The sequence below is a fragment of the Photobacterium lutimaris genome, assembly GCF_003025555.1.
Taxonomy (GTDB): domain Bacteria; phylum Pseudomonadota; class Gammaproteobacteria; order Enterobacterales; family Vibrionaceae; genus Photobacterium; species Photobacterium lutimaris.
The window spans coordinates 910596-933630 of the sequence record NZ_PYMH01000001.1 but is presented as its reverse complement, the minus strand read 5'-3'; the positions used below and the strand labels follow the sequence as shown (position 1 = coordinate 933630).

The following is a 23035-nucleotide window of genomic DNA, read 5'->3' as shown; positions in this document are numbered from 1 at the left end:
TTGTCTGTTTCTGGTGCCGTTCATTGTTCTCATCAATCACGCTATATCAATGATATTTTTTTTGAGAACCTTCGACCAAAGTGTGACGGTTGTTATATAATTGTCGGTCAAGCAATTTATCCCGACATCAGGTTACGGGATATTGTGACGTAAAATAAGGTAACTACATGAATTTAAATCAAGAGCTTCAGAGTCTAAATAACCGTTTAGACAAACTTCGCCGTAAGTTGGCTGGGGCAGAAGAGCGCGGTGATCAGGCGATTGCTGGTCAGGCGACACAAGAAATCGAGACCATTACCAAAAAGATTAATAAAGTTAAGGGCCGCACTAAGCATGCACTTAACAAACAAGGCTCGGATGTGAAGTCACTGGCTTTCAATCGTCCACTGACAAAAGCTGAGCAGGCCGATATGGGCAAACTGAAGAAATCAGTTAAGGGCTTAGTTGTTGTTCACCCTATGACAGCACTTGGCCGTGAAATGGGCCTTAGCGTTGTTACGGGTTACGCGCCAAAAGCTTTTTAATTAAAAGCGTATTCTGAATAATCAGTCGTGCCCAACGGCTGATTCGTTACTGACTGGGGAATGGCTAATTCCTCAGTGTTGATTTGACTTAAAGGAAAGTTGCATGAAGCTGTCTGTTTTGGATCAAGCACTGTTCGATCACCTTTACCGTGATATCCGCGAATTTCGTAATACTTTTGACTTGGATATTGAGTCGCCTTCCAGTTTGAACGAACAGGCTGATGCATTACACACATCATTGGCGGTAGAAGAGTTAACAGAATTGGCCGAGGCTGACTCACTGGTTGAGCAAGCCGATGCGATTGTTGACTCGGTTTATGTCCTAATGGGGCGTTTGGTTCACCTCGGTGATGAAAAAGTAGAGTCTAATATTGGTATCAGCTACCTTATCGACTTGCTACTTCAGATTGCTACGCGTTTAGGCTTTGACTTTGTATCTTGCTGGGACGAAGTGCATTCGAGCAACATGAGCAAGGTGTGCCGTAACGAAGCAGAGTTCGAAGAAACCAAGGCCTTCTATGCCGAACAAGGTGTCGAGATCGTCGGTAGCCAAAAGGGCGAGTTTATTATTGCCAAATGTGCGAAAGATGTTGATCTCGGCGGTAAGCTTGTTCGCCAAGGCAAAGTCCTAAAATCGGTATATTACCGTCCAGCTGATCTCGTCAAGTTAGTGACAGCGTAACCCTAGTTTGTTGTGTTAATAGCTCGGTAAGGTGAGAACAAAGCATTCTCTCTACCGAGTTTTTTTGTATTTAGCCTGTAGTCATTAAGAAAAAGACACTCAACCTATGCCTTCTAAATCTACGCCTTCAAAACCACAGCAACAGCTCTCTTCTGATACGTCACTTGGTCGGCAGTTATTTGATATGACTTGGCCGATGCTATTTGGCGTGCTTTCTCTGATGAGTTTCCAGCTGGTAGATAGTGCTTTTATTGGTCAACTCGGCGTATTGCCCTTGGCTGCACAAGGTTTCACCCTTCCAATGCAAATGGTGATCATTGGTCTTCAAGTTGGGTTAGGCATTGCGACAACGTCACTTATCTCACGCGTCTTGGGAAGTGGCGATTACCTGCGAGCCAAGCAACTTGGTGGGCTGGTGGTGATCACCGGTGCGATCAGCGTACTGTTAATCTGTCTTCTTATCTGGTTGTCGCGATATGGTATTTTGCAATTACTCAGTGCACCGGCAGACGTCTATCCTGTTGTAGACAGCTACTGGCCTGCATGGTTGGCCAGTTCCTGGTGCGGGGCAATGCTGTACTTTGCTTATAGTTTATGTCGAGCTAATGGCAATACAATGCTTCCTGGTATCATGATGGTAGTAACTAGCTTGCTTAACATGGTATTAGACCCATTGTTTATTTTCACTCTCGATATGGGGCTGGTGGGTGCTGCTTGGGCAACGGTTGTTGCTTTCAGTATCGGAATGATTGCCGTATATCCCAAAGTGGTACAGCGTCATTGGTTGAGCTTCGACTGGAAAGGCTTGGATATCTTTGCTTCAGTTAAAGAGCTTGTGAACATCATGGCCCCAGCGATGCTGAGTCAGCTGTTGCCGCCTTTGTCATCGATGCTGGCTACAAAATTGGTCGCGGGATTCGGCGCTGCTACCGTTGCAGCATGGGCATTAGGCTCTCGGCTTGAGTTCTTTTCCATTGTGATTATATTGGCATTGACCATGTCGATGCCGCCAATGGTGGGTCGTTGGCTGGGGAAAGGGGAAATCAACAAGATTAAGTCCTTGGTTTCACTCTCGGTGAAGTTTGTATTGGTGTGGCAGCTCGCGATCGCGGTTATCTTGTATCTCAGTATTTCGCCGTTGACGTCATTACTCACGAGTGAATCAGCGGTCGGTGATATTTTGTCGCTTCATTTAACCTGGGTACCTCTTAGCCTTGGCCCGCTTGGTGTCTGTATGTTGATGGTGTCAATTTGTAATGCGCTTACCATGCCAATGCGAGCATTAGTTATTTCAGCCCTGCGCTTGTTTGTCTGTTTTTTACCTCTGCTTTGGCTTGGGGCAGAGTACGGTGGTATTCAGGGGCTCTTTATTGGTGCCATGATAGGCAATGTGCTGGCTGGCGTTGTTGCTTGGCAGTGTTATCAGCGAGGTATGCGAGCCGTGGAGTTTAAATTTTCTCATCGTACAACATGCTAAATTTAATCACTAAAACAATAATATGGAACATATTTAATGAATAAATTTACTCTTAATGACCAGACTATGCATTATCAGGATATCGGTGAAGGGCCCGTTCTTGTATTCGGTCATAGTTATTTGTGGGACAGCACGATGTGGGCGCCGCAAGTGGAAGTTCTAAGTCAGTCATACCGTTGTATTGTCCCAGACTTCTGGGGCCATGGGGGGTCGTCATCAGCGCCCGAGACAACACGTAGTTTGAAAGATTACGCCAATGATGTACTTTGCCTACTCGATCACCTAGAGATCGATGACGTTTCTCTTATCGGGCTATCATCAGGTGCTATGTGGGCAACAGAGTTGGTGATCAATGCGCCGGCACGGGTTCGCAGCCTTGTTCTGATGGATACCTTTGTAGGGCTTGAGCCAGAAGTCGTCCATACTCAATATTTTGCACACTTGGCAGAGATTGAAGCGCAATCTGCGTTACCAATGGCAACCGTTGAGTTCTTTGATGAGCGTCAGTTTGCAACTTTAGAGAAAGAGCACCCTGTTCGTGTGCATTTCCGTGAGCAATTGCTGGCGGCGGGTAAAGAACAAGCGTTGGCTTTGGCTAAAGCTGGCAGAATGGTGTTTGGTCGACGAGACATGTTTGAAGACGCTGAAATGTTTGCGCTGCCAACACTGATCATGGTTGGGGCTCAGGATAAAATGAGGCCGGTTCTTGAATCTCAATTAATGCATGATGGTATCACCGGCAGTGAGTTTGTATTGATCCCAAATGCTGGTCATATCAGTAACCTTGAGCAAGCTGACGTTGTCACCGAGAAGCTATCTGTATTTCTTGCCAAGCATCATGCTCAATAACCCTCTAGCTTGAAGCATCTATTCGATAAAGACAAAAGAGCCAGTCACTGAATGACTGGCTCTTGTTTATTAGTCGGCTATTCAATTAACAACTGAAAATAGAAATCAACCAATCTGCTCGCTATAAACAGGCTGGTTTGATGCTTTGCTTGCGAGAGCTTGTTGCATCTCACTGATCAATTGTTGCTGATTAGCAAGTGGAAGCGCCGCAATATCGCAGATCAGCGAACCGTGCTCATTATCCTGAAAAACCATTCCACAGGCAGCGGGTTTGCCTTTGAAGAATCCAACAAACAGTTGTGCTGGCGAGTCATCTTCAAACATGATTTGAGTGAGGTATTCAATAACGGCTTCTTTGTCTGCTTCGTTCTGCCAGCGATTGGCAAGGACCAGCGCGTATCGGATAGTGAGTGGATGACAGTCCACCGGGTAGATCGTTAGTAAGTCAGCACTGGAGGAATCGCTAGCGGGGTAGAGACCAAACTCTACAGCGGCTTGGGTATCCTGATATAAGGCAAGACCTTTTTCACTGAGAGGGGTTGGAAACTCCGCATCGGTGATATGGCTTGCCATCCACCGGCTTTTTCGTTCGATGAGCTGTTCCATCTAGACTACTGACCGTTTATTTTGCTTTGATTACCAACACCATACCCCAAAAGAAACGGTGAGGGTATGGCTTGCGATTTATTTGCTCAATTAATGACTGATTATAACCTCATCGTTAGCGATGCGGTGTCTTTCGCTATAAATACCTTCCTCCGAGCGTGTGCCGCAGCTGACAATCATGGTAATTTCAGCGTCTTTATGTAATCCGAGCAGTGCTTTAGCTCGTTTGGAATCAAACCCTTCCATAGGGCAGGTATCGTAGCCTTCAGCCCGCATTGCCGTCATGAAAGTCATCGCGGCCAGTGAACTGCTTTTGTGTAAACAGACACGCAAGTCAGCCTTGCTGACTTCTCTGACCATCGGTTTCTTCATACCGATAAAAGCACTAATGATTTTTCTGCCAAGCCCGAAGATCCCAAAGCGATCATTGTTATAGACAAACGGGATCAGCTTTTCATAATACTTCAATGCACGCTTTGCTGTCGCATCTTCACGCCCTTCAAACGCACCGCGAATAGTGGCTGCATTCATTTCCGCCCGGCCTTTCCATTTGTGTGGAGTAACGACGAAGGCAACTAATTCATTGGCGGTTTTAGCTGCATTTTGACCCATGCAGTATTGAGCGAGTTGGTTTCGTTTTTCTTCACTGGCAACGCGGTGGAATTCCCACAACTGCATGTTGGAGCTATTGGGTGACAGTATTGCTAACTCCAGCGCGCGTGAAACCGCTTGTTGATCAAACGGGGCTGATTGGTCATATTTTCGAACTGAACGGCGTGAATGGATAAGATCAGTAAAGACAGTAGTTGATTCAGACATGTTAGGGGCTGTGACTTAAGTTGAAAACCTACAGTAACTATACCTGTTTTAGTTGAACGCCCATATAACCATCACAGAATGTTTTAGTGCTTATCAAAGAAATCTTTGTTTCTTATGTATTTATTCATGTAGTGATAGGTTATGGGCCTTAGCACCCAACTGATGATAGAAAGATATAGCCGCCACAATGTCGGCGTGTCTTCGTAAATCTTACCATTGTGCAGCCAGAGGACTTTCCCGACATGCCAGAACATGAATGGGATTGGTGGTAGAAAGGTCACAATATCCAAGTCGCAGCAAATTCGGTACGTTCGTTTTGCCAAAGGGTAATGTTTCTTAAAGTTCCAGAAACCGGCTGCCGGTTGGCCAAACGTGACAATACGCTTAACAGCGGTGGGCTGGTGTTGGTATAGACGATGAGCAACCAATATGGCCATCGCGCCGCCGGAAGAGTGGCCCGTAAAGGTGATCCGTTTTCCTTGGGCTATAAGAGGAAGCAGGACCGACTCGATCTGTTGATATAGCGTCAAAGCAGTTTGGTTGATGTTCTGCTCACACGCCTGCACGAATTCGGTATTTATGGCATCACTTAAGTGTGGGCTAGGTTTAACGGTATTGGTTTTGCTACTTTGCTCAAGCAGTGAATAGTACCCCCAGTGCACATGACAAAATTGATCACCCGCGCGAATTTTTTTCGGGAAGAAGGCCAGGTTAATAAGCCAATCCCAGATACTCTGCGATCCCTTGAATACGACAACGACTTCATTTCTTTCCCCCCACAGAATGCGGACGATGCTGCGTCCCCAGCGGTCAGTTACTTCATGGCGACCATTTTTGTCGAAACCGTACAGGGTGTGATTGAATGTTGGAGGGTAAGCAAGGCTACAAAGAATGGCATAGCGTTCGTATTGGTATCGCTTCAGAGGTTTCATTCAATGCTGATCCTGTCCTTATGATAGATAAAACATATAGCGTAAATATGTGACAATTCGAATATGAATGTGGTTTGATGGTGATCACGATGTGAAATAAAAACTGTCATGCATGCCTTGTAAGATGGATAAATCATTGCGTGCAGATCAAACATTTATGAAATGAGGTGCTTAATGTTTGTTCAATGTGCGTGCAATTTGCTATAAGAATAGATGGCTGGTTTTTCATACTTTTTTAACTAGTAAATATAGATACATGGCAGGTAACACATGATGGAATATGACATTAATACACACCCTTTGATGAAGCTCACCGAAGCGACTCAGCCTGAAACGCTTGCTAGGCACTTTCAAAACATGATGCTCGCAGGAAAGGCTATTGAAACAATGACAGTTGATAGTACTAAGCAAATGCTTGAGCACAGTTATCAGCAAAGCCTTAAATTAATCGAAGAAATGGATAAGCAGCTTGTTTATCGTGAAGATCAACAAAAGTCGTTATGCTTTCCCTTTGATCTTATGGATCAAATGACAAAAAATATGGCCGATCAATGGAATGCATTAGCAGGGTTACCAACAAGCTCGGCCGGTAGGCTTGCTGAAGAGCTTGAAGAAGCCAAAGCCAAAGAGAACGAGCTCTCTGAGAGAGTGGCAGAACAAGAAACCCAGTTGAATGAATTGAACCAAACGGTTGTTGCCCATCAGGCTGAAGTCACCAAAGCGAATAGGGCAAAACAAACGGCACAGCGAAATGCACGTAAAGTGAAAGCTGATTTAGAGTTGAGTAACGAAACCAGCAAACAACTTGAAGAGCAGGTAACTCAACTTGAATCTGAAAAAGTGCAGGCCATGAAGGAAAACCAAGCATTGATTGGGAAAAATGCAGATCTTAAACAACAGATCGCGCAGTTACAGTCTCAACTAGACTCGGTCGGACAAGATTCGTAACGCGATATTCTCCACTTTATCTTCATATTGTTAGAAAGCGCCTGATGGCGCTTTTTCCATTATGTACCTTTTGTTGAGTCAATTACGCAATACGTGAACTATCTATGGGATTGTTGTGGTGTTTTTGTTAATAATGCTTTACATAAAATGCAGCCATTGCCTTTAGTAGGAGTCGGTATGAGTAACAGGCAGCGTGAAGTAACACTGAGGTTCTTGGCTGAACCGGGCGACGTTAATTTTGGGGGGAAGGTGCACGGCGGCGCCGTCATGAAATGGATAGACTTGGCGGCATACGCATGCTCGGCAGGTTGGAGCGGTATGTATTGTATAACGGCTTATGCTGGTGGTATTCGCTTTGTTAAACCTATCCATGTTGGTAATTTGGTCGAGGTAACTGCCAAGGTTATTTATATCGGCCGATCGTCTATGCATATTGCAATAGATGTCCAAGCCAGCGATCCTAAGAAATTGAATAACCAACTGACTACGCATTGCATCGTAATCATGGTTGCGGTGGATGAGAATGGCCAGTCAGCTGAAGTACCAGAATGGCTACCAGAAACGGAAGAAGACAAATCACTAAGAGAGTCAGCGATTCGCTTAATGAATATGCGCAAAGAAATTGGTGCAGAAATGGAAGCACATGTGAAGTTTATAAAGTGATCGGCTAGTTCTGCACTTCAACGACGAAACAAAACAGCCCAGTTTTTATCTAAAAGTCATCATTTATGGTGGCTTTTTTTTGTTGCAAAATGTTTAACCAATTGACGCATATGGTTATCAAAGCTATTCTAGCTTACAGTTGTACGCTCAATGGATAGGATCTAAAGGATGACCTCGACCAAACCTCCCGTGTTGTGGCTAAACGTTGCGATATTTGCCCTTACTTTTCTTGTTGCAGTAGTTGCGACACCGTTATATGGCTATTTTGTCGGCTTTGATGGTGCGCAATGGTTAATGCTGCTTATTGCCTTTTCTTTCTGTGGTATGTCGATCACCGCCGGTTATCATCGGCTTTGGTCGCATAAAACCTATGAAGCGAATGCTGTTGTTAGGTTCATATTTGCCATCGGTGGCGCATTTGCCTTACAGAACAGTATTCTACACTGGTCATCAGATCATCGTATACACCACCGTTATGTCGACAATAACGATAAAGACCCTTACTCCGCAAAAATGGGATTTTTCTATAGCCACATAGGTTGGATGCTGAGGGAGTACCAAGCCAGCCGTTATAGTGATTATTCCAACTGCCGTGATTTGCAAAAAGACAAGATCGTTATGTGGCAGCACAAATTCTATGTACCGTTAGCAATTTTGACCAACATCGGTATTCCATTGCTGTTTGGTTTTGTGCATGGAGACATTTGGGGAGCGCTACTGTTAGTCGGTGTTGTCAGGTTGGTACTGAGCCACCACACAACATTCTTCATTAATTCGCTGGCACATATCTGGGGCTCACAACCTTACACGGAAAAGAATACCGCCCGTGACAATGGTTTATTGGCATTCCTGACTTTTGGGGAGGGTTACCATAACTTTCATCATATCTTTGAAAATGATTATCGTAACGGTATTCGCTGGTGGCAGTTTGATCCGACAAAGTGGTTAATCAAATCCTTGTCATGGGTTGGGGCAACGAAGAATTTACGGATCAGCCCCGAGGACCGTATCGAGAAGGCTAAAGCCAGAATGTTGCATAACCGGGTGCAGAAAAAACTAATGACTAACCTAGCCAGTCAAAGCACAGAGCTGAAACTAGCAAGGTTGGATGAAGAGTACGAACAGCTCTTGCAAAAGATCGCAGACTATTACGACGCTAAAAAGCGCTTGCTAGAGCTTAAGAAGAAGAAGTTACTCAAGCACTATGAAAGCTTTGAGTTTTTGCAGCAATATAAAGCGATGAAGCAAAGACTCGAAGAACAGCAGCGTTCATGGCATCAGCTTACGGCGCAATATGTTTGATTATTAACACATATACCCAAGCAATTTGAAACGATTTGGGAATAGATAGCAAAAGGCGAGGAGTTTCCTCGCCTTTTTTGACTTAATCAGTGGTCACAAGTTAAGCTTTCGAGAAATCATTGACGTTTTGTTGACGCAAAAGGACATGGTCACCCGTAAAATCGTCGAATAATGTCTCATTTTCGCAAACGCTGTTATTCGTAAGATAGCGTTCAATGAGATTTGCCATAATTAGGGGATGTAAAGATGGAGGTACTGGTGTGAGACGCTTGTTATTAATGCTACTCGCGGGTGTAATGTCGTGCTCAGTTCAAGCGGTTGAATATCAAAAACCTGATGACGACAGTAAGCTAGTAGGCGTCATGGAATACTACCAGGTCATCAAAGGAGACAGCCTGCTTGATATTGCCAATAGATACAATGTTGGATTGTTGCAGTTGATGGCCGCGAATCCCGGTGTTGATCCTTTTTTGCCGACACCAGGTTCGTTATTGACCATACCAATGCAGTTGGTCTTGCCTAATGCAAAACGCCTCGGGATAGTGATTAACCTTGCCGAGCTAAGGTTGTATTACTTCCCTAAGAACAGCGACAAAATGTATGTATTCCCAATCGGGATTGGTCGTATCGGGCGTGAAACCCCCAAAATGACGACCAGCATTAGCCAAATGACGGAAGGTCCAACGTGGACGCCAACGGCTAATATTCGTAAGGAATACCGTGAAAAGCACAATATTGAGTTACCGGCAGTCGTACCTGCAGGTCCTGAAAATCCTCTTGGTGAGTATGCGATGAGGCTTGCATACGGCAGCGGACAGTATTTGATCCACGGTACCAATAAAGATTTCGGGATCGGCATGCGGGTTAGCTCCGGTTGTATACGAATGAACCCATGGGATGTTGAATGGTTGTTTAGCCAAGTGTCGCGTGGGACTCGGGTGCAGATCATCAATCAGCCATTGAAACATACGGTAGAGCCTGATGGCAGCCTATACGTCGAAGTTCATGAACCGTTATCCAGAAGTGAAAAGCAAATGGGTGAGTTCAAGAGTGTGAAGGCACCTGACAGCCTATTGGCCGAAGTAGCTGGAAGCGATGAAGGTTACCAAAACCTTGAAGTTGCACTGCTAAAACAGTCCGGCGTACCACTAAGACTGAACTAGCATATCAGCGCACACATAGATTTGGCGCCCAAGGTCAAGTCAAAGGATTTAGAGAGTTAAAAGCCACCCGTCGGTGGCTTTTTTTATAGCGCTTTACCCAGTACGGGAAGGGCTAAAGAGGAAACCATTTCTGGTGAGGTATTCAGGGCTTCGGCGATTTGCGGGATCTTGCGACCAGAGCGAGATAATTTAAGCGCCTCACGCATCAGTACACAAGATTCAATTTCTTTGGTTGAGAAGCCAGTATAGTCAGCAATTGCCTCAAGAGCCTTACCATCCATTACCTTGTCACCTTTAAGTAGCGACGTTAGGCAAAGTTGGTGATGACCGCTTAACCCTGGGCTAGTTGATTTACTATTGACCTTCAGCTTAGCAACTTGATCCGCCAATACTTTGAGTAAGTTGCCAGTCTCACCTTCCAACGTGATCTCATTACCCATGTTTAACCATTTATTGAGCTCTTTGGAAAGCGCACTGATGAGAGGTGTCGTTCGAAAGAATCCAGCTTCACGACAAATAGCCATTGTCAGGCGAGGGGAGAACTCGACTTTACTGTACGAAGATCCCGGCATCATGGTGACAGCGTGGAGGCAATCGAATGGGATGAAAAAACCACTTCCGGCATTCACTGTATATTCAGCTTTGCCTAAACGGATAAATGCACATCCCGATGTCATGATAATCATATAGGCAGTATGACTTTTTTTTCTAGAACCGACGTCCAGAAAAGTATCTTGATGCAGTGAATATTCTATAGCCTGTTTCATAGTTAATCTCTAGCAATTTCGCTGACACATGTTGTTCGCTTTTGTTGCAAGCGTCAACTGATCGGGGGATTTTAACAGATAAATGGTGTTTTTTTGGCTAGAAATGTTAGCGGTTAGGCAGACATTGCAGTATCAAGCAGGTAAAGTGGTTGAAATTAATGCAATTTAATCTGGTAAGACCTCCAACCATCACGTTCTTGGGGGGATGTCATTGGGTAAATCACTTAAATCTGCGTAAAATGTCGCAGTTTTTCAACTTATGAAGCATTACAGTGCAGTCTAATAACGATATATACAAAGAAATTCGCCCGTACAATGACGATGAAGTCAGTGGGGCTATTACGCGTCTGGTTAACGATAAAGAATTCATAAACGCCATTCTTAATTACCGTTTCCCACAGCTATCAGGCGTATTCGGCTGGCTGCTTACACCGCTAATTAAACACTTTCTGATTAACAAGTGGTCAAACATCAAGACAGTGGATGATGTTCAACGTCAAATTGCTAAGTATATGCATGCGACGATTGATCACTCCTGTGACGGTGTCACTTTTACTGGCCTTGATAAGCTTGACCCGAAGCAGTCTTATCTCTTTGTGTCTAACCACAGAGATATTGCGATGGATCCAGCGATGGTGAACTGGTGTTTGTTTAATAACAACTTCAATACTGTTCGCATTGCTATTGGTGATAACCTGCTCAAGAAACCTTGTGCGACTGAGCTAATGCGCTTGAACAAAAGTTTCATTGTTAAGCGTTCAGCCAAAGGTCCACGCGAAATGATGAAAACGTTAGGATTACTTTCTAACTATATTTCTCACTCTTTAGATACCGGGAACTCCATCTGGATTGCGCAAAAAGAAGGACGAGCGAAAGATGGCAATGATAAGACAGATCCAGCAATCCTAAAAATGTTCTACATGGATGGTCGTAAGCAGAAAGTCGAATTTTCTGATTACATGGCGAAGCTAAACATTGTCCCTGTTGCTATTTCTTACGAAAATGATCCGTGCGATATAGCGAAGGCTAAAGAGCTTTACCAGAAGCAAACTGAAGGCAGCTATGAGAAAGGTGAGCTTGAAGATATCGAAAGTATCATCCAAGGTATCGTAGGTCAAAAACGCCGTATCCATGTTAGCTTTGGCGATGCGATTGGTACTGGCTTTGACACACCTGAATTATTAGCGCAAGAAATTGATCGTCAGATCACCACTAATTACCACTTATTCCCTGCTAACTATATCGCAGCAGATATAGCCGATAGCTCTGTGAATGATGCCGAAGTTGCACGCTTCAACGAGAAGTTTTCTGACTTGCCTGATGGTGTCATCACTATTCTCAAGCAAATGTACGCGATCCCCGCCCAGAAAAAACACCTTTAATAAAAAAGCAGCCTGCGGGCTGCTTTTTTTATACCTCTACGCTGCTCAGACCGAATTAAAATTTCGCATCATTGACGGGACTCAAGGTGCGTACTATCGACTTAGGAGAGAGCACCTCAACCCGTTTGTTGCGTTGTTTGTCAACCGCTCGATTGCCAGAGCTCAACGGCTCTGTGCTGCCAGCAGAGACGATTTGAATGCGCTCCTCTTCAACACCAAAGACTGACGATATGTATATGGCTATCGTAAAGGCACGTTCATAAGAAAGTCCGACGTTATCTTCTTCATTCGGAAAATCATCGCCGTGGCCAACAACAATGACATAGCTATCTGGATGTTGACGTAACCGGACTGCGATAGGATCTAACAGCAGTTGACCTTCGGCAGTTAAATCATAACTCTCGGCATCGAAATAAACTGTGGTACGTAGTTCGGGGAGTTCGGTTAACAATATCTGAGCATTTGGAACCACATTTTCATTACTGCCAGATGCCGGGGTTGACGATGTGCTAGTGACATTGTCACTTCCATTGCCACAGCCTAAAGCCAGCACAACAAACGCCGTTAGCGTGATGCGTGAAAAGATTGATGTGATAATGGGGGCTAGAGTGTTCAAACCAACTAAACCTAATTATGAAGTCATATATGTTAGGTTTAGCTGATCTGTAATGAATCACAACTGCGAAAATAAGATATCGAGGTAGATCAACGTGCAGCAGGGTTAGGTGTTCGATAGGGCGGAACAGACATACGTTCAGCCATGAAATCGATGAACGAACGAACTTTAGGCGCGAGGTATTTACGACGTGGATAGACGGCATAAATCGGTAGCTCTACGTCTGCTTTCCACTCAGGAAGAAGCTGTATCAATTTGCCCGTTTCAAGCTCATCAGTAATGAGATAGGTCGCCAGGTATGCGATACCCAAGCCAGACAACGCAGCATCAAGAACAGCGGGTGCATTATCTATACGATAATTACCACGCGCACGAATGGCTTGTCTCACACCGTCTTTGGTGAATTCCCAGTTTGTATATTTTCTCTCACGGCTCTGGTAGGTAATGCAGTTGTGTTGGCGTAATTCTCCAGGAACCTTGGGCGTGCCATGCTCTTGGATGTAGTCCGGTGACGCGACAACCGCAAAATGGCAGTCTGCTAGTCGACGGGCAACCATGCCTTCTGGTGGGTGTTCGTGGATAGCTACCCAGCAATCAAAACCTTCCTCAAGAAGGTTAGGGCGGTGGTCAAACAAGCTAACCTCTAATTCCAACCCTGGGTGTTCTTTTTGAAACTCAGCCAGTGCAGAGGTGATATGGGAATTACCGAAAGACTGTGCAATGCCAATGCGTAACACACCCTTAATTTCATTACGGTAACCTGCAACAAGCGCTTCAGCTTCGTTGACGGTATCAAGAAGCTGTTGACCATATTCCGCGTATTGAAGGCCTATTTCTGTTAAAGCGACCGTACGGGTACTTCGCTGTACAAGCTGACAGCCAAGTCGCTCTTCCAAAAAGCGAATTTGTTTGCTGACCTGAGATTTCGATATTCCAAGGCGCTCCGCTGCCCGTGTGAAATTTTGTTCATGGCCGACAGTCGCAAGGATCACCATTTGTTGCAGATTTTCAAGCATAGCTAAGACCAACTTCATGTTAACGAAGGAATTATACCACTGAACAGAATGCGGGAGAAAGCTTGTGAATCGCTCACCAAGCTGGGGAAAGTCGCAGAGCCGGAAATGAGTGAAAACATAAATTTAAAAAGCCTTTTAAATCATAGGTTAGCGCTTATTGTTTACCAGTGTGGACAATGGTAAGCAGTGGTAAACGATTTGAGATATGGGTATGCGGGTTAGCAATAGTGCTATCGTCTGAATATTCAACTGTATAATTAATTCAATTGATGGAGGGGATTAAATAGAACGATTTTATTAATTGCCAATCTGACGATAGTATCGTGGCCTCATTAGGAGGTTTTATGTTCAAAGTTATGTGGCAGTTTTTTCTGCTAGGTCTTTATAGTTTCGGTGGTCCTGCTGCCCATATCGGTTATTTCCAGCGTGAGTTCGTACAGAACAAGAAGTGGCTTACCGATCAAGACTTCACTCATGCCGTTGCGTTATGTCAGTTTTTACCTGGCCCAGCCAGCAGCCAGCTTGGCATGTACATTGGTTTTAAGAAAGCAGGGTATTTAGGTGCCGTTGCGGCATTCGTCGGTTTTACTTTCCCCTCTTTCTTGTTGCTGACTTTTTTGGCTATCGGTAACCAGCAATACAATGATGTGGCTCTTATCGACACAGTTATTCAGGCGGCAAAATTGTTGGCTGTCGTTGTTGTTGCTGATGCAATGTGGGGGATGGTCAAAAAAAATATTACCAGTAAACTGACAGCAGTGGTTGCTGTTGCGACAGCGTTGAGTGTGTTTGTGACGTCAGGCTTGCTAGGTCAAATTGTTCCGATCTTACTTGCGGCTTGTTTGGGTTTTATTCTTTCTTCGCAAAAGCACCGTAATCTAGCCATGGCCAGCCAACCCGTTATAAAGCCAAATCTTGGTATTCTTGCGGTGTTTGCTATTTTGCTGATTGGGTTACCACTGATTGCTGGCCAGTCCGAATTATTAACTCTCTTCAATGTATTCTATCAAGCCGGCAGCTTCGTATTTGGTGGAGGACACGTTGTGCTTCCTTTACTTGAGCCGATGATGGAAGGGATGGTGGAATCGGACACTTTTCTAAGTGCTTATGCATCTGCGCAATTAGTACCTGGCCCAATGTTTACCATGGCGAGTTATTTGGGCGCATCTGCAATCGTTGATAATCCAGTGATGGGAAGCCTGCTTGCGACAGTCGCGGTATTTTTGCCGGGTAGTTTATTATTGTTTGCTTTCTTGCCTGCCTGGGGGGCTTTGTTTAAACATCAACGTCTGCAGGAATCGATTCTATTGGTGAATGCTTGTGTCGTAGGTCTGCTTGGGAGCGCGTTTATCAAACCGGTTATCTCAACCTCGATTGGGTCGATCTTTGATGTCGTTGCAGTGTTAATCGGTTTCTATCTGCTGAAGTATCGGAATATACCTGTTTGGGTTTTAATCCTTCTATTTATAGGGTATCAGTTGATAATTTGACCGTGAGTTATTACGAACACAGTCTACGGGCTGTGTTTTTTTGAAATCTAGCGCACTATAACTATTAATTTGTAGATGGAATAATCAAATCTTTAATAAAACAATGTGCTATAGCAATGTATTACGTTGATTAAGGTAAAGTTAAGAATAGATTGCTAAAGTAGCTTCAAATTAACTGCACCTTATTGGTCAAAATAAATATATGAAAAATCAGAGAAAAATAAGGCCAAACCTTACGAATTATGATGTCCTTGAAATACTTGAAAGGGAATTGCGAGAAGCTGAGAAGCGTATTGTACAAAGAACCACCATAGCAATACTTGCCGCAATATTCGGTCTAGGCTTATTTATCTTTGTGTTTGTTAGCTCGCATGAAGCAACAATCAAAAATTATGCTGCGGAAGCAATGCGTAAAGCGTTTGAAACGGAAAGGGCAATTCATATCATTGATGAAGCAGCTGGAACAAATTTCCTAGAGCAATCTAAAGGGGCGAGGCCCCGTAGTTGAGGGCATCAGCTTCAATTGTTAGCGATGCTCTCTGATCCGAGTTAGATTTGGATAACAAGCTCATGGTTTTTAATTAGAAGTTCTGGTCTTGCCGTTTTCAACATAGACTGTTTGAAGTCTTGATCACTCAAGCGATATACCGGCCTTGTTAATAAATATTGACCAACCATTTCAATTATCGGTGACAATAGTTGTTTACTTGGCAAGTTTAGTGCGCTTGGCTGGATTTCGATATCTTCAACGTTTAGGTCATTAAGGAAGATAGCTCCTTCTTCTTTATCGTAGTAGGGCACGGCACTGAAGTTCACTTTTATCTGTAGCTGTTGTGGGCTTTGCCCCTGTACTGAGATCAGGGCATTTGAATCTGCATCCAAGTTAATCCGGTCATTGGCTACCCGACCAATACCAATTTTGACATTCTCGAATTTTATATTCGCATGTGCCAGCCCTTTGATCCCCACCGTTCTTTCAAAGCCGCTTCTATCATCAAGATATTTTTGTATATCTTGTTCGGTGACACTGTAACTAGCACACGAAGATAAAATAAATGTAATACATAGGGCATAAAATATTTTCAAAATGAGCGCCTCAGGCAAATAATAACTATCTCTAAAGATTATCAGAGCCAGAGCATTCCTACGGCTCACATACGAGACCGCTTGTTATAAAAATGGCTATTTAAAAGCAAGCCTCAAATTGCTTTTTATAGAGTTTATTCAATTGCTTATGGTATTTTACACCTTGTTTTACGGTATAACCGTAGCGCATTTTCTCCTGTATCTTGGTTATCTTGTCATTAATTTTTTCACATTTCTCTTTCTTTGTACTGGGGGCGGCATGTGTTACCGCGGTAAACAAAATAATAAATATAGCGAGAAGTGATATTTGTGTGGGGCGATTTAACATGTTGAGACTCCTGATTTGGCACAGAAGTCAATGTAAATACAATTTAATGTGGTTGATACACGAGGTCCGCATGGTTTGGGCGCCCATCAAATAAAAATGAAATGATGGGTATAAAAGTTACATAAAACGACTAAGCCCTCCAGGAGGAAGGGCTTAGCGATATGATCATAAATAATTTATGCAGTTTCAGCAAAAAGCAATTCAAGATCGTAATTTTCACGACTCAAGGTATTCTTCAGCTTTTTCAACGAGCTTACCTGCAATTGGCGAATACGTTCACGGGTTAGGCCAACTTCATCGGCAACTTGTTGAAGCGTTTGAGCTTCATATCCTAATAGACCAAATCGACGACATAGAATTTCGCGGTCTCTTGCATTTAGACTTTCGAGCATATTAATCGCTAACTTGCTGATATCTTGGCGGTCGAGCTCGTTCTCTGGCTTTTCACCACCATTGTCTGCGATAAATGCTGAAATAGTTTGTGATCCTGAGTCGTCTGAGATCTGCTGATCAATAGATACAACCGGTGCATCATAAGCAAGAACATTTGAGATATCTTCAACTGAGCGCTCTAATTTTGCTGCGATGTCTTCCTGACTTGGCTCTTGATTTGTGGTTTTCATTAACTGTTTGTGTGTTCTTAGAATGGTGTTTATCTCTTTTGATACGTGCACCGGCAGCCTAATAGTACGTGCTTGATTATGGATAGAACGCTCAATAGTTTGTTTAATCCACCATGTTGCGTAGGTTGAAAATCTGAATCCACGCTCAGGGTCGAATTTTTCAACAGCGGTCATTAAACCAATATTACCTTCATCGATTAAGTCACTCAGAGACATGCCACTGTTACGGTACTTTTTGGCAATACTGACTACCAGACGCAAGTTACTTTCAATCATCGTTGCCTTCGCAAATTTATCGCCTCGTAAGCACTTCCGGCTGTAGAGGACTTCTTCTTCTTTGGTGAGTAACGATTTATGAGCGATTTCTTGCAGATACAGATGAATAACATCAGCATCGAAACCATTTATTTCTTGTGATTTGATATCCATATCTTACCCCTAACAATGACAATTCGACTAAATGTTATATGTTTGTTTTTATTTGTTACATTAACACATTATCATGAACCTTGTGCATATACTATTGAGGTATCGTGGTTTTCTATATAAAAGAGAGATTGTGTTGCAAAGTGATGTTGACAAAGTCATTTGAATCGACAAAAAAATGATAGCTAGATAATGCTTTTGTTTTGAATGTACTGGGTAGAATATATTCATATTATTGTTCATATAATCAGTATGATGTACAGCGATGTTTAACGTTTCTATGCCTTGTATTGATGCGGTACATGGTAAACAAAGCGTTATAACTGTTGCTGATTGTTTCTAGTGGGGGGGATGATGAAGCTTAATACAAGCCTAGTATCTGGTGTTGTTTTAACAAAGCAAGAACAACAATTTAAAATGTTACTGCTAAAAAGAACCAATGAAGGGTACTGGTGCAATGTCGCAGGCAAGATAGAGCAGGGTGAGCAGGCATGGCAAGCATTCCTTCGTGAACTCAAGGAAGAAACACGCCTGCCAGTAACTCAGTTATATCATGCCGATTATTTGCAGCAGTTTTATTACCCACAAGCTGACCAAATTTTCATTGCTACGGGCTTTGTCGCTTTTTGTGACTCAGAGGCAAATGTAGCGCTTAATCAAGAGCATACAGATCACTGTTGGTGTTCATTGGAAGAGGCAATCCGTCTCGTTCCATATCCTAATCAGCGGAAATTTTATCAGCATGTCTGGCAGTACTTCATTCTTGAAACACCATCGTCATTGCTACGAATACCCACGGATAGCCTGCAAGTGTAGAATGGTCTCAATGATAAGTTTTAGTCATCTGTACATGTGGAAGTCCAAGGAATGATTTTCAAGCGTTCGAAGGGAATTGGGTTACCGGTTTTGTCGCTTACCCCATAAGTACCATGTTCCATGTGAGATAGGGCCTTTTCAATTTGAGCTAGCGTTTCAGTATACTGGTCCACAAGGCCCATTGCTCTGTCGGCCTCTTCGCGCATGTTAGCGGCTTCGGCAACATCGGTAACCGAGCAATCTTCTTTTTTAGCGATGAGGTGGCTGAGTTTGGTGATTTCATCACGGAAGTGTTGACGTTTATCGAGAAGTTCGTCGTGAAGTAGTTTGATCTTTGCGTCGTCTAAATCGGAGTCCGGATGATAAGTAATGGTCATAAGCTTCTCCAAATGAAAGGCACAATGCATAAGTATAGAGTGCTTCTCGCTGACACAGTATAGTGGCCTAGAAGAAGTATAGTTTGTAACATCAGGAACGAAAAAAGGTAGCCGAGGCTACCTTAATGGCATATTGGAGAGCAACAATTATGCTTTCTTAAGATCACGAGCAGGGTAAGTCAGTGCAATACCATCGACTTTAACGTGAACCCAAAAGCCGCCACTGCTTAGGCCAGCAACAACCATCTCACCAAGATCGACACCTTTAGTCGCTACTACACGATCGTCTATTGAAAACATTTATAACACCTTGTTTATTAACAATTTAGTTTGACTTATCTATGGTGCTATTAAAGCAGAATTCTCGGTCTTCAACTAATCGACTTTCTGCTTGATACGATGAAGTATTTTTATGATTTCAAAGCCCTTTGTATTTTTCATGCTTTCTCGCTCATAGTGTTTGCTACCTTAATAGTTTCATACCGAAGAAGTAACTCCGGCGCTAATATATAGAAAAGCCCTCACTAAGAGAGGGCTTTTAGACTGCGAGACAGATTTGTTATTTCAGCGGTTTGTAGAAATGAGCATCAACCGTTTGACCTACACCTGGTCTTGGTACAATCTCAAAACTGTCATCAAAATTAACCATGATATCTGTTAGGGTTTTTAGTGCTGACTTATCGCCTGATAGAGTCGCTTTACCCGAACTTAATAGTTCATCAAAAGTAACTTCGCCTAGCTGGACGGCCACGATATCGCCTTTTTTGATTGTAAGCTGAGTACCAGCCTCTGGCTTGTTGTTTACCATTATGTTGCTCAAGTTACCATGTGATAGCTCTAACAGATGATTCTCTTCGATATCAGGTAAGTGTATAGCTATAGTAAAATCTTTACCTTCTGCTTCTTTGGCTACAACTCTAACTGCTAAGTAATCTAGAAGGTTAGAAACCGTCATTTGAGAAATGAGATCAGGAGATGCGGATTTAGCAGTACCCGACATAGTGCCGACTCTTAGTTCTTGAGCGCCAGTTAAGAACACATTACGCCAGCCAGCCCCCTCTGCCTGATAGCCTTGCTGCTCGAAAGAGTTAGCAAGTAGTCGTCTAGCGGCTTTATCCTCTGGACACGTTCTGACAACTTTGTCCATCATTGAAGACACAAAGCGGTAGTGACCTTCATCAAACTTAGCCTTTGCAAACTCTGTTGCCTTCTTACAGCCACCAAATGCTTCAGTAAATAGCTCTGATTCTTCCTGTACTGGTAGAGGGTTAAGGTTTGCAGGGTTCATATCAAAGTAACCCAAGTACATGTTGTAAACGGCTCTTGCATTGTGTGAGTAAGTACCGTGATAGCCATTAGTGTGCCACACTTCACGAAGAGACGCTGGAAGCTCATCATTAATTGTAGCGCCTATGTCTTGAATACCCATTCCGTTATTCGCTAAGCGTAACGTTTGGTTATGAACAAAGCCATAGTTATCACGCTGCAGCTTTAGGTACTCAACAATATTCTCGTTGCCCCAAATAGGCGCTGAGTGAGATCCCATTAAGTAAGCAACTTCACCCCCCCAAGCGTGGATCATTTCGTTAATGTCTTTTGACCACTTAAGCGCATCACGAACCTTAGCGCCACGCAGCGTGTAGATGTTATGCATCCCTTGGTAAACCATTTCACCGGTCCATAGAGTGTTATGAGCTGGTAAGTATGCCACGTTTCCAGAAGGCGCTTCTGTTCCTGCGGTATCCATAAATACAAACTGAACACCATCAATTACACGTTCATGGAATTTTTCCGATTCACCAGAAGGTAATGTTTCATGAGGGGGAACCATGGTGACTTGGTAACCTTCACCAACTGAATAGCCGTTAGCTAGTGCAGCATCAACGACACCTTGAGCCGAAGCTCCTAGCGTTGCTCCGTATTGGTAACCAGCTCGACGGGACATTGCATTACCCGCTAGCACGTTTTCATCTATGGTTTCTTTAATGAAATTATGAGGCGCATACACTTTAACATCTGGGAATCGCTCTAAAACGGCTCTAGAGCCCCCAAAGTGGTCAGCATGGGAGTGAGAGTAAATCATTGCGACAATTGGAAGATCGCCACCGTCTGGAACATTGCTCAAGAAAAAATCAAGAGCGAGAACCATAGGCTTATCTTGCATAAGTACGTCATAAACAATCCACCCACTCTTCGAGCGAATGAAAGTTGCTGATGATAGGTCGACGCCGCGAACCTGATAAATGTCGTCTTTAACTTTGTATAGACCATTAGCAGAAAAATTTGCTTGAGCTTGTCGCCATAAAGAAGGGTTAACGGAATCAGGAGATAAGTGCGCAACCGATTCGCCTTGGTGTAGCCCTGAAAAACGATAACGAAGAGGCGTTGAGGTCGTTTCGTCTAGCTCGACAATAAGACCCCTGTCATTATTTCTAAACACTTCTACATCATTGAAGTTCAACCCTTTCGCAAAATCTTGATTCGCTTTGATTGTATGCTCGGTAGCTAAGTTACCCCTAACGCTTCTCAAGGCTTCTGAGTTAATGTGTTCATGCGGGTGCTGCTGAGCCGCTGCCACAGATTGAGCACAAAGAAGGCCGCCACATGCTATAAACAAAGGGTGTAGTTTCATATTATTATTGCTCCATCATTATAAAAGTAACACAATCAAAACGCAGAAAAACAACATGTTAACATGATGCATTACAAATACTAACCAATAAAAGATTTGTTATTAACGACCGGGGCTATTCAAGAGCCTTTACCAATCGTAAACAAGTAAATCGTAGTTTTGTATGCACTCGCTCCGTTCGCACTTGCCAACGGCTAAGACGGTCACAATGATGACATCATCTTCAATTTTGGATACTAAGTGGTAGCCTGATTGACGTAATTAAATTTTATACATGTCCCCGCAATGTAACTCCAAGCTATTTCCATTTATTAAGTGCGCTCTTTTTGAAGTCGAGTCAGAGTTAACCCAAAAGGCTTTAGAACTCGAAGCCGATGCTGAGCTAGAAACAATAAAGGGGGTGGGCCGCCGCTTCAATTGGGCTGAGTTCCTATCTCAACCGGATTTAGTCGGAAATTTTCCGGCTGATTAGGATTTACCTTGTGGTTGTTTCGATGGGGATTGATGTTGATGGTGAACCGTTTGAACTCGATGGCATTGCCGATCCATTCCATTACATCTGGGTAGCCGAGTGTCCGGCCAATGATGACTATCGAGCAAACCATGAAAACCATGGTGCACCATAACTTTGAATTTGATCCACAACAAGCTGAAAACGTAACACAAAAAATAGCACCGCTTATCGTGAAATACGGTGGTAATCCGCCACCGTGGCTAGCTAAGTATATGGATGAAATCATGGCTGTCGCTGCCATTGGGATACTTGGGCTGTCTAGCTATATGCAGGTGCGTAGCCTCAAGATTAAAGATGCTGAACTTGCCAAAAAAAAAGGCCAAGCAAGCTGCCAATGATGATCAACAGCAGCAGGAGGCCGCTTGAAACTACAACCTATCAACCAAAACAATGCGCTGAGTAATCATCATGTCTATGTGGTTGGTATGTCTGGCTGCGGGAAAACCTCCTCAGCTAAAAAGCTGTTTATCAAGCCCACCGACCAAGTCGCCATCTTTGATCCGATTGGGGATTATGAAGGGCTATTGGCCGGGCGTAAGGTTCGTAGCTATGCCACGTTGAAAGCCTTTGCCGCCGCGATGATCGCAGGACGTAAAACCAACCAAGGCTTTAAGATTGCGTACTATCCAAATCACGAAACCTTATGTAGAAAAGCATCGAGGAAGATTTCGACAAGTTCTGCATGGTGGTGTGGGGCATGGGAAACGGCAAGCACAAGAAACCATTAAAGGTGATCTGCGAAGAAGTGGCTGAACATACCAACACCGCAGGCAAGGCCACTGGCTACCACGGCAAAATATTGAGGCTAGGGCGTAAGTTTGGCCTTCACTCCATCAACATGTTTCAGCGTGGGCAGGAGGTATCGAAAACCATCATTGATAACTGTCAGTTCGCTTGTGTCATGATGCAAAAAGCCGATGATAGCGCGGCAGAAGATGGAGTACCGACTGGTGAAATATAAAATTAGGTGTGCTTGAGTTTGTTGCAGGCTGTTAAG

General features: G+C 43.7%; 26 protein-coding genes and 1 pseudogene. 15 read left to right on the top strand and 12 right to left on the bottom strand.

From position 1 onward, the window contains the following. Positions 1-167 precede the first annotated feature (167 nt). From C9I99_RS04040 to C9I99_RS04025, 4 genes are all read left to right on the top strand, one after another. On the top strand, positions 168-524 hold the full coding sequence (locus tag C9I99_RS04040) for a YibL family ribosome-associated protein (RefSeq protein WP_107347530.1): 357 nt from the start codon (positions 168-170) through the stop codon (positions 522-524). A 103-nt stretch (positions 525-627) separates the two neighbouring features. Next, a complete protein-coding gene (locus tag C9I99_RS04035) occupies positions 628-1206 on the top strand; it encodes a nucleoside triphosphate pyrophosphohydrolase family protein (protein ID WP_107347529.1) in 579 nt (192 codons plus the stop codon). 106 nt (positions 1207-1312) lie between these two features. After that, positions 1313-2683, top strand: coding sequence for an MATE family efflux transporter (locus C9I99_RS04030; protein WP_420849243.1), 1371 nt, complete (start codon positions 1313-1315; stop codon positions 2681-2683). Between the two features lie 36 nt (positions 2684-2719). Continuing rightward, positions 2720-3532: an alpha/beta fold hydrolase gene (locus tag C9I99_RS04025; RefSeq protein ID WP_107347528.1), complete on the top strand. Its 813-nt coding sequence runs from the start codon at positions 2720-2722 to the stop codon at positions 3530-3532. Between the two features lie 105 nt (positions 3533-3637). On the opposite strand, the gene C9I99_RS04020 is transcribed toward C9I99_RS04025, so the two are convergent. The 3 genes from C9I99_RS04020 to C9I99_RS04010 all read right to left on the bottom strand — a co-directional run bounded on the left by C9I99_RS04020 (position 3638) and on the right by C9I99_RS04010 (position 5889). Then, positions 3638-4138 (bottom strand): hypothetical protein, encoded by a 501-nt coding sequence (locus C9I99_RS04020; RefSeq protein WP_107347527.1) that lies wholly within the window; start codon positions 4136-4138, stop codon positions 3638-3640. Positions 4139-4228: 90 nt separating this feature from the next. Next, positions 4229-4957, bottom strand: coding sequence for a nitroreductase family protein (locus C9I99_RS04015; protein ID WP_107347526.1), 729 nt, complete (start codon positions 4955-4957; stop codon positions 4229-4231). 83 nt (positions 4958-5040) lie between these two features. Next, positions 5041-5889 (bottom strand): lipase family protein, encoded by an 849-nt coding sequence (locus C9I99_RS04010; protein WP_107347525.1) that lies wholly within the window; start codon positions 5887-5889, stop codon positions 5041-5043. A gap of 270 nt (positions 5890-6159) precedes the next feature. Between C9I99_RS04010 and C9I99_RS04005 the strand changes: the two genes are divergently transcribed. The 4 genes from C9I99_RS04005 to C9I99_RS03990 all read left to right on the top strand — a co-directional run bounded on the left by C9I99_RS04005 (position 6160) and on the right by C9I99_RS03990 (position 9965). Then, the gene (locus C9I99_RS04005; RefSeq protein WP_133638246.1) at positions 6160-6837 is read left to right on the top strand and encodes a hypothetical protein; all 678 of its coding nucleotides are present in this window, start codon (positions 6160-6162) and stop codon (positions 6835-6837) included. 177 nt (positions 6838-7014) lie between these two features. Continuing rightward, on the top strand, positions 7015-7500 hold the full coding sequence (locus tag C9I99_RS04000; RefSeq protein WP_107347523.1) for an acyl-CoA thioesterase: 486 nt from the start codon (positions 7015-7017) through the stop codon (positions 7498-7500). 168 nt (positions 7501-7668) lie between these two features. Then, positions 7669-8802, top strand: a complete 1134-nt coding sequence (locus tag C9I99_RS03995) for an acyl-CoA desaturase (RefSeq protein WP_107347522.1) — start codon at positions 7669-7671, stop codon at positions 8800-8802. A gap of 260 nt (positions 8803-9062) precedes the next feature. Next, positions 9063-9965 carry a L,D-transpeptidase family protein gene (locus C9I99_RS03990; RefSeq protein WP_107347521.1) on the top strand — a complete coding sequence of 301 codons (903 nt, stop codon included), beginning with the start codon at positions 9063-9065 and terminating at the stop codon, positions 9963-9965. 83 nt (positions 9966-10048) lie between these two features. Here C9I99_RS03990 and C9I99_RS03985 read toward each other — a convergent pair whose 3' ends face one another. Then, on the bottom strand, positions 10049-10732 hold the full coding sequence (locus C9I99_RS03985) for an AraC family ligand binding domain-containing protein (protein ID WP_107347520.1): 684 nt from the start codon (positions 10730-10732) through the stop codon (positions 10049-10051). 272 nt (positions 10733-11004) lie between these two features. Between C9I99_RS03985 and C9I99_RS03980 the strand changes: the two genes are divergently transcribed. Further along, positions 11005-12114 (top strand): 1-acyl-sn-glycerol-3-phosphate acyltransferase, encoded by a 1110-nt coding sequence (locus C9I99_RS03980; protein WP_107347519.1) that lies wholly within the window; start codon positions 11005-11007, stop codon positions 12112-12114. 55 nt (positions 12115-12169) lie between these two features. Here the strand turns inward: C9I99_RS03980 and C9I99_RS03975 are convergent, their stop codons facing one another. Further along, entirely contained in the window at positions 12170-12730 is a 561-nt protein-coding gene (locus tag C9I99_RS03975; RefSeq protein ID WP_107347518.1) for an OmpA family protein, read from the bottom strand. Between the two features lie 89 nt (positions 12731-12819). Continuing rightward, entirely contained in the window at positions 12820-13746 is a 927-nt protein-coding gene (locus C9I99_RS03970) for a LysR family transcriptional regulator (protein WP_107347861.1), read from the bottom strand. Between the two features lie 344 nt (positions 13747-14090). Between C9I99_RS03970 and chrA the strand changes: the two genes are divergently transcribed. Beyond that, positions 14091-15236, top strand: coding sequence for a chromate efflux transporter (gene chrA / locus C9I99_RS03965; RefSeq protein ID WP_107347517.1), 1146 nt, complete (start codon positions 14091-14093; stop codon positions 15234-15236). A 202-nt stretch (positions 15237-15438) separates the two neighbouring features. Next, on the top strand, positions 15439-15744 hold the full coding sequence (locus C9I99_RS03960; RefSeq protein ID WP_107347516.1) for a hypothetical protein: 306 nt from the start codon (positions 15439-15441) through the stop codon (positions 15742-15744). A 41-nt stretch (positions 15745-15785) separates the two neighbouring features. On the opposite strand, the gene C9I99_RS03955 is transcribed toward C9I99_RS03960, so the two are convergent. The 3 genes from C9I99_RS03955 to rpoS all read right to left on the bottom strand — a co-directional run bounded on the left by C9I99_RS03955 (position 15786) and on the right by rpoS (position 17702). Continuing rightward, positions 15786-16322: a YceB family lipoprotein gene (locus tag C9I99_RS03955; protein WP_243734615.1), complete on the bottom strand. Its 537-nt coding sequence runs from the start codon at positions 16320-16322 to the stop codon at positions 15786-15788. 100 nt (positions 16323-16422) lie between these two features. Beyond that, a complete protein-coding gene (locus tag C9I99_RS03950; protein WP_107347515.1) occupies positions 16423-16650 on the bottom strand; it encodes a hypothetical protein in 228 nt (75 codons plus the stop codon). A gap of 176 nt (positions 16651-16826) precedes the next feature. After that, positions 16827-17702 (bottom strand): RNA polymerase sigma factor RpoS, encoded by an 876-nt coding sequence (rpoS, locus tag C9I99_RS03945; protein WP_107347514.1) that lies wholly within the window; start codon positions 17700-17702, stop codon positions 16827-16829. A 348-nt stretch (positions 17703-18050) separates the two neighbouring features. On the opposite strand from rpoS, the gene C9I99_RS03940 reads away from it, so the two are divergent. Then, on the top strand, positions 18051-18515 hold the full coding sequence (locus tag C9I99_RS03940; RefSeq protein ID WP_107347513.1) for an NUDIX hydrolase: 465 nt from the start codon (positions 18051-18053) through the stop codon (positions 18513-18515). 20 nt (positions 18516-18535) lie between these two features. Here the strand turns inward: C9I99_RS03940 and C9I99_RS03935 are convergent, their stop codons facing one another. The 3 genes from C9I99_RS03935 to C9I99_RS03930 all read right to left on the bottom strand — a co-directional run bounded on the left by C9I99_RS03935 (position 18536) and on the right by C9I99_RS03930 (position 21524). After that, positions 18536-18892 carry a TraR/DksA family transcriptional regulator gene (locus C9I99_RS03935; RefSeq protein WP_107347512.1) on the bottom strand — a complete coding sequence of 119 codons (357 nt, stop codon included), beginning with the start codon at positions 18890-18892 and terminating at the stop codon, positions 18536-18538. Between the two features lie 147 nt (positions 18893-19039). Continuing rightward, entirely contained in the window at positions 19040-19192 is a 153-nt protein-coding gene (locus C9I99_RS27140) for a hypothetical protein (RefSeq protein WP_166645452.1), read from the bottom strand. Between the two features lie 259 nt (positions 19193-19451). Continuing rightward, positions 19452-21524: an alkyl/aryl-sulfatase gene (locus C9I99_RS03930; RefSeq protein ID WP_107347511.1), complete on the bottom strand. Its 2073-nt coding sequence runs from the start codon at positions 21522-21524 to the stop codon at positions 19452-19454. Between the two features lie 482 nt (positions 21525-22006). Here C9I99_RS03930 and C9I99_RS27135 point away from each other — a divergent pair, with 482 nt between their 5' ends. The 3 genes and pseudogenes from C9I99_RS27135 to C9I99_RS03915 all read left to right on the top strand — a co-directional run. Further along, a complete protein-coding gene (locus C9I99_RS27135) occupies positions 22007-22150 on the top strand; it encodes a hypothetical protein (RefSeq protein WP_166645444.1) in 144 nt (47 codons plus the stop codon). Beyond that, positions 22128-22376 (top strand): hypothetical protein, encoded by a 249-nt coding sequence (locus tag C9I99_RS03920; protein WP_133638247.1) that lies wholly within the window; start codon positions 22128-22130, stop codon positions 22374-22376. The genes C9I99_RS27135 and C9I99_RS03920 overlap by 23 nt, the downstream gene beginning before the upstream one ends. Positions 22377-22463: 87 nt before the next feature. Continuing rightward, a pseudogene (locus tag C9I99_RS03915) lies at positions 22464-22966 on the top strand (ATP-binding protein); the annotation flags it as partial. Positions 22967-23035 lie beyond the last annotated feature (69 nt).

Bases quoted from the DNA above. Each gene is read 5' to 3' on its own strand.
- C9I99_RS04000 (WP_107347523.1), top strand. From the start codon at position 7,015: ATGAGTAACAGGCAGCGTGAAGTAACACTGAGGTTCTTGGCTGAACCG.
- C9I99_RS03995 (WP_107347522.1), top strand. From the start codon at position 7,669: ATGACCTCGACCAAACCTCCCGTGTTGTGGCTAAACGTTGCGATATTT.
- rpoS (WP_107347514.1), bottom strand. From the start codon at position 17,702: ATGGATATCAAATCACAAGAAATAAATGGTTTCGATGCTGATGTTATT.
- C9I99_RS04010 (WP_107347525.1), bottom strand. From the start codon at position 5,889: ATGAAACCTCTGAAGCGATACCAATACGAACGCTATGCCATTCTTTGT.
- C9I99_RS03960 (WP_107347516.1), top strand. From the start codon at position 15,439: ATGAAAAATCAGAGAAAAATAAGGCCAAACCTTACGAATTATGATGTC.
- C9I99_RS04040 (WP_107347530.1), top strand. From the start codon at position 168: ATGAATTTAAATCAAGAGCTTCAGAGTCTAAATAACCGTTTAGACAAA.
- C9I99_RS03950 (WP_107347515.1), bottom strand. From the start codon at position 16,650: ATGTTAAATCGCCCCACACAAATATCACTTCTCGCTATATTTATTATT.
- C9I99_RS03940 (WP_107347513.1), top strand. From the start codon at position 18,051: ATGATGAAGCTTAATACAAGCCTAGTATCTGGTGTTGTTTTAACAAAG.
- chrA (WP_107347517.1), top strand. From the start codon at position 14,091: ATGTTCAAAGTTATGTGGCAGTTTTTTCTGCTAGGTCTTTATAGTTTC.
- C9I99_RS03930 (WP_107347511.1), bottom strand. From the start codon at position 21,524: ATGAAACTACACCCTTTGTTTATAGCATGTGGCGGCCTTCTTTGTGCT.
- C9I99_RS03935 (WP_107347512.1), bottom strand. From the start codon at position 18,892: ATGACCATTACTTATCATCCGGACTCCGATTTAGACGACGCAAAGATC.
- C9I99_RS03985 (WP_107347520.1), bottom strand. From the start codon at position 10,732: ATGAAACAGGCTATAGAATATTCACTGCATCAAGATACTTTTCTGGAC.
- C9I99_RS04035 (WP_107347529.1), top strand. From the start codon at position 628: ATGAAGCTGTCTGTTTTGGATCAAGCACTGTTCGATCACCTTTACCGT.
- C9I99_RS03920 (WP_133638247.1), top strand. From the start codon at position 22,128: ATGAAAACCATGGTGCACCATAACTTTGAATTTGATCCACAACAAGCT.
- C9I99_RS04030 (WP_420849243.1), top strand. From the start codon at position 1,313: ATGCCTTCTAAATCTACGCCTTCAAAACCACAGCAACAGCTCTCTTCT.
- C9I99_RS04005 (WP_133638246.1), top strand. From the start codon at position 6,160: ATGATGGAATATGACATTAATACACACCCTTTGATGAAGCTCACCGAA.
- C9I99_RS27140 (WP_166645452.1), bottom strand. From the start codon at position 19,192: ATGTTTTCAATAGACGATCGTGTAGTAGCGACTAAAGGTGTCGATCTT.
- C9I99_RS03970 (WP_107347861.1), bottom strand. From the start codon at position 13,746: ATGCTTGAAAATCTGCAACAAATGGTGATCCTTGCGACTGTCGGCCAT.
- C9I99_RS04015 (WP_107347526.1), bottom strand. From the start codon at position 4,957: ATGTCTGAATCAACTACTGTCTTTACTGATCTTATCCATTCACGCCGT.
- C9I99_RS04025 (WP_107347528.1), top strand. From the start codon at position 2,720: ATGAATAAATTTACTCTTAATGACCAGACTATGCATTATCAGGATATC.
- C9I99_RS04020 (WP_107347527.1), bottom strand. From the start codon at position 4,138: ATGGAACAGCTCATCGAACGAAAAAGCCGGTGGATGGCAAGCCATATC.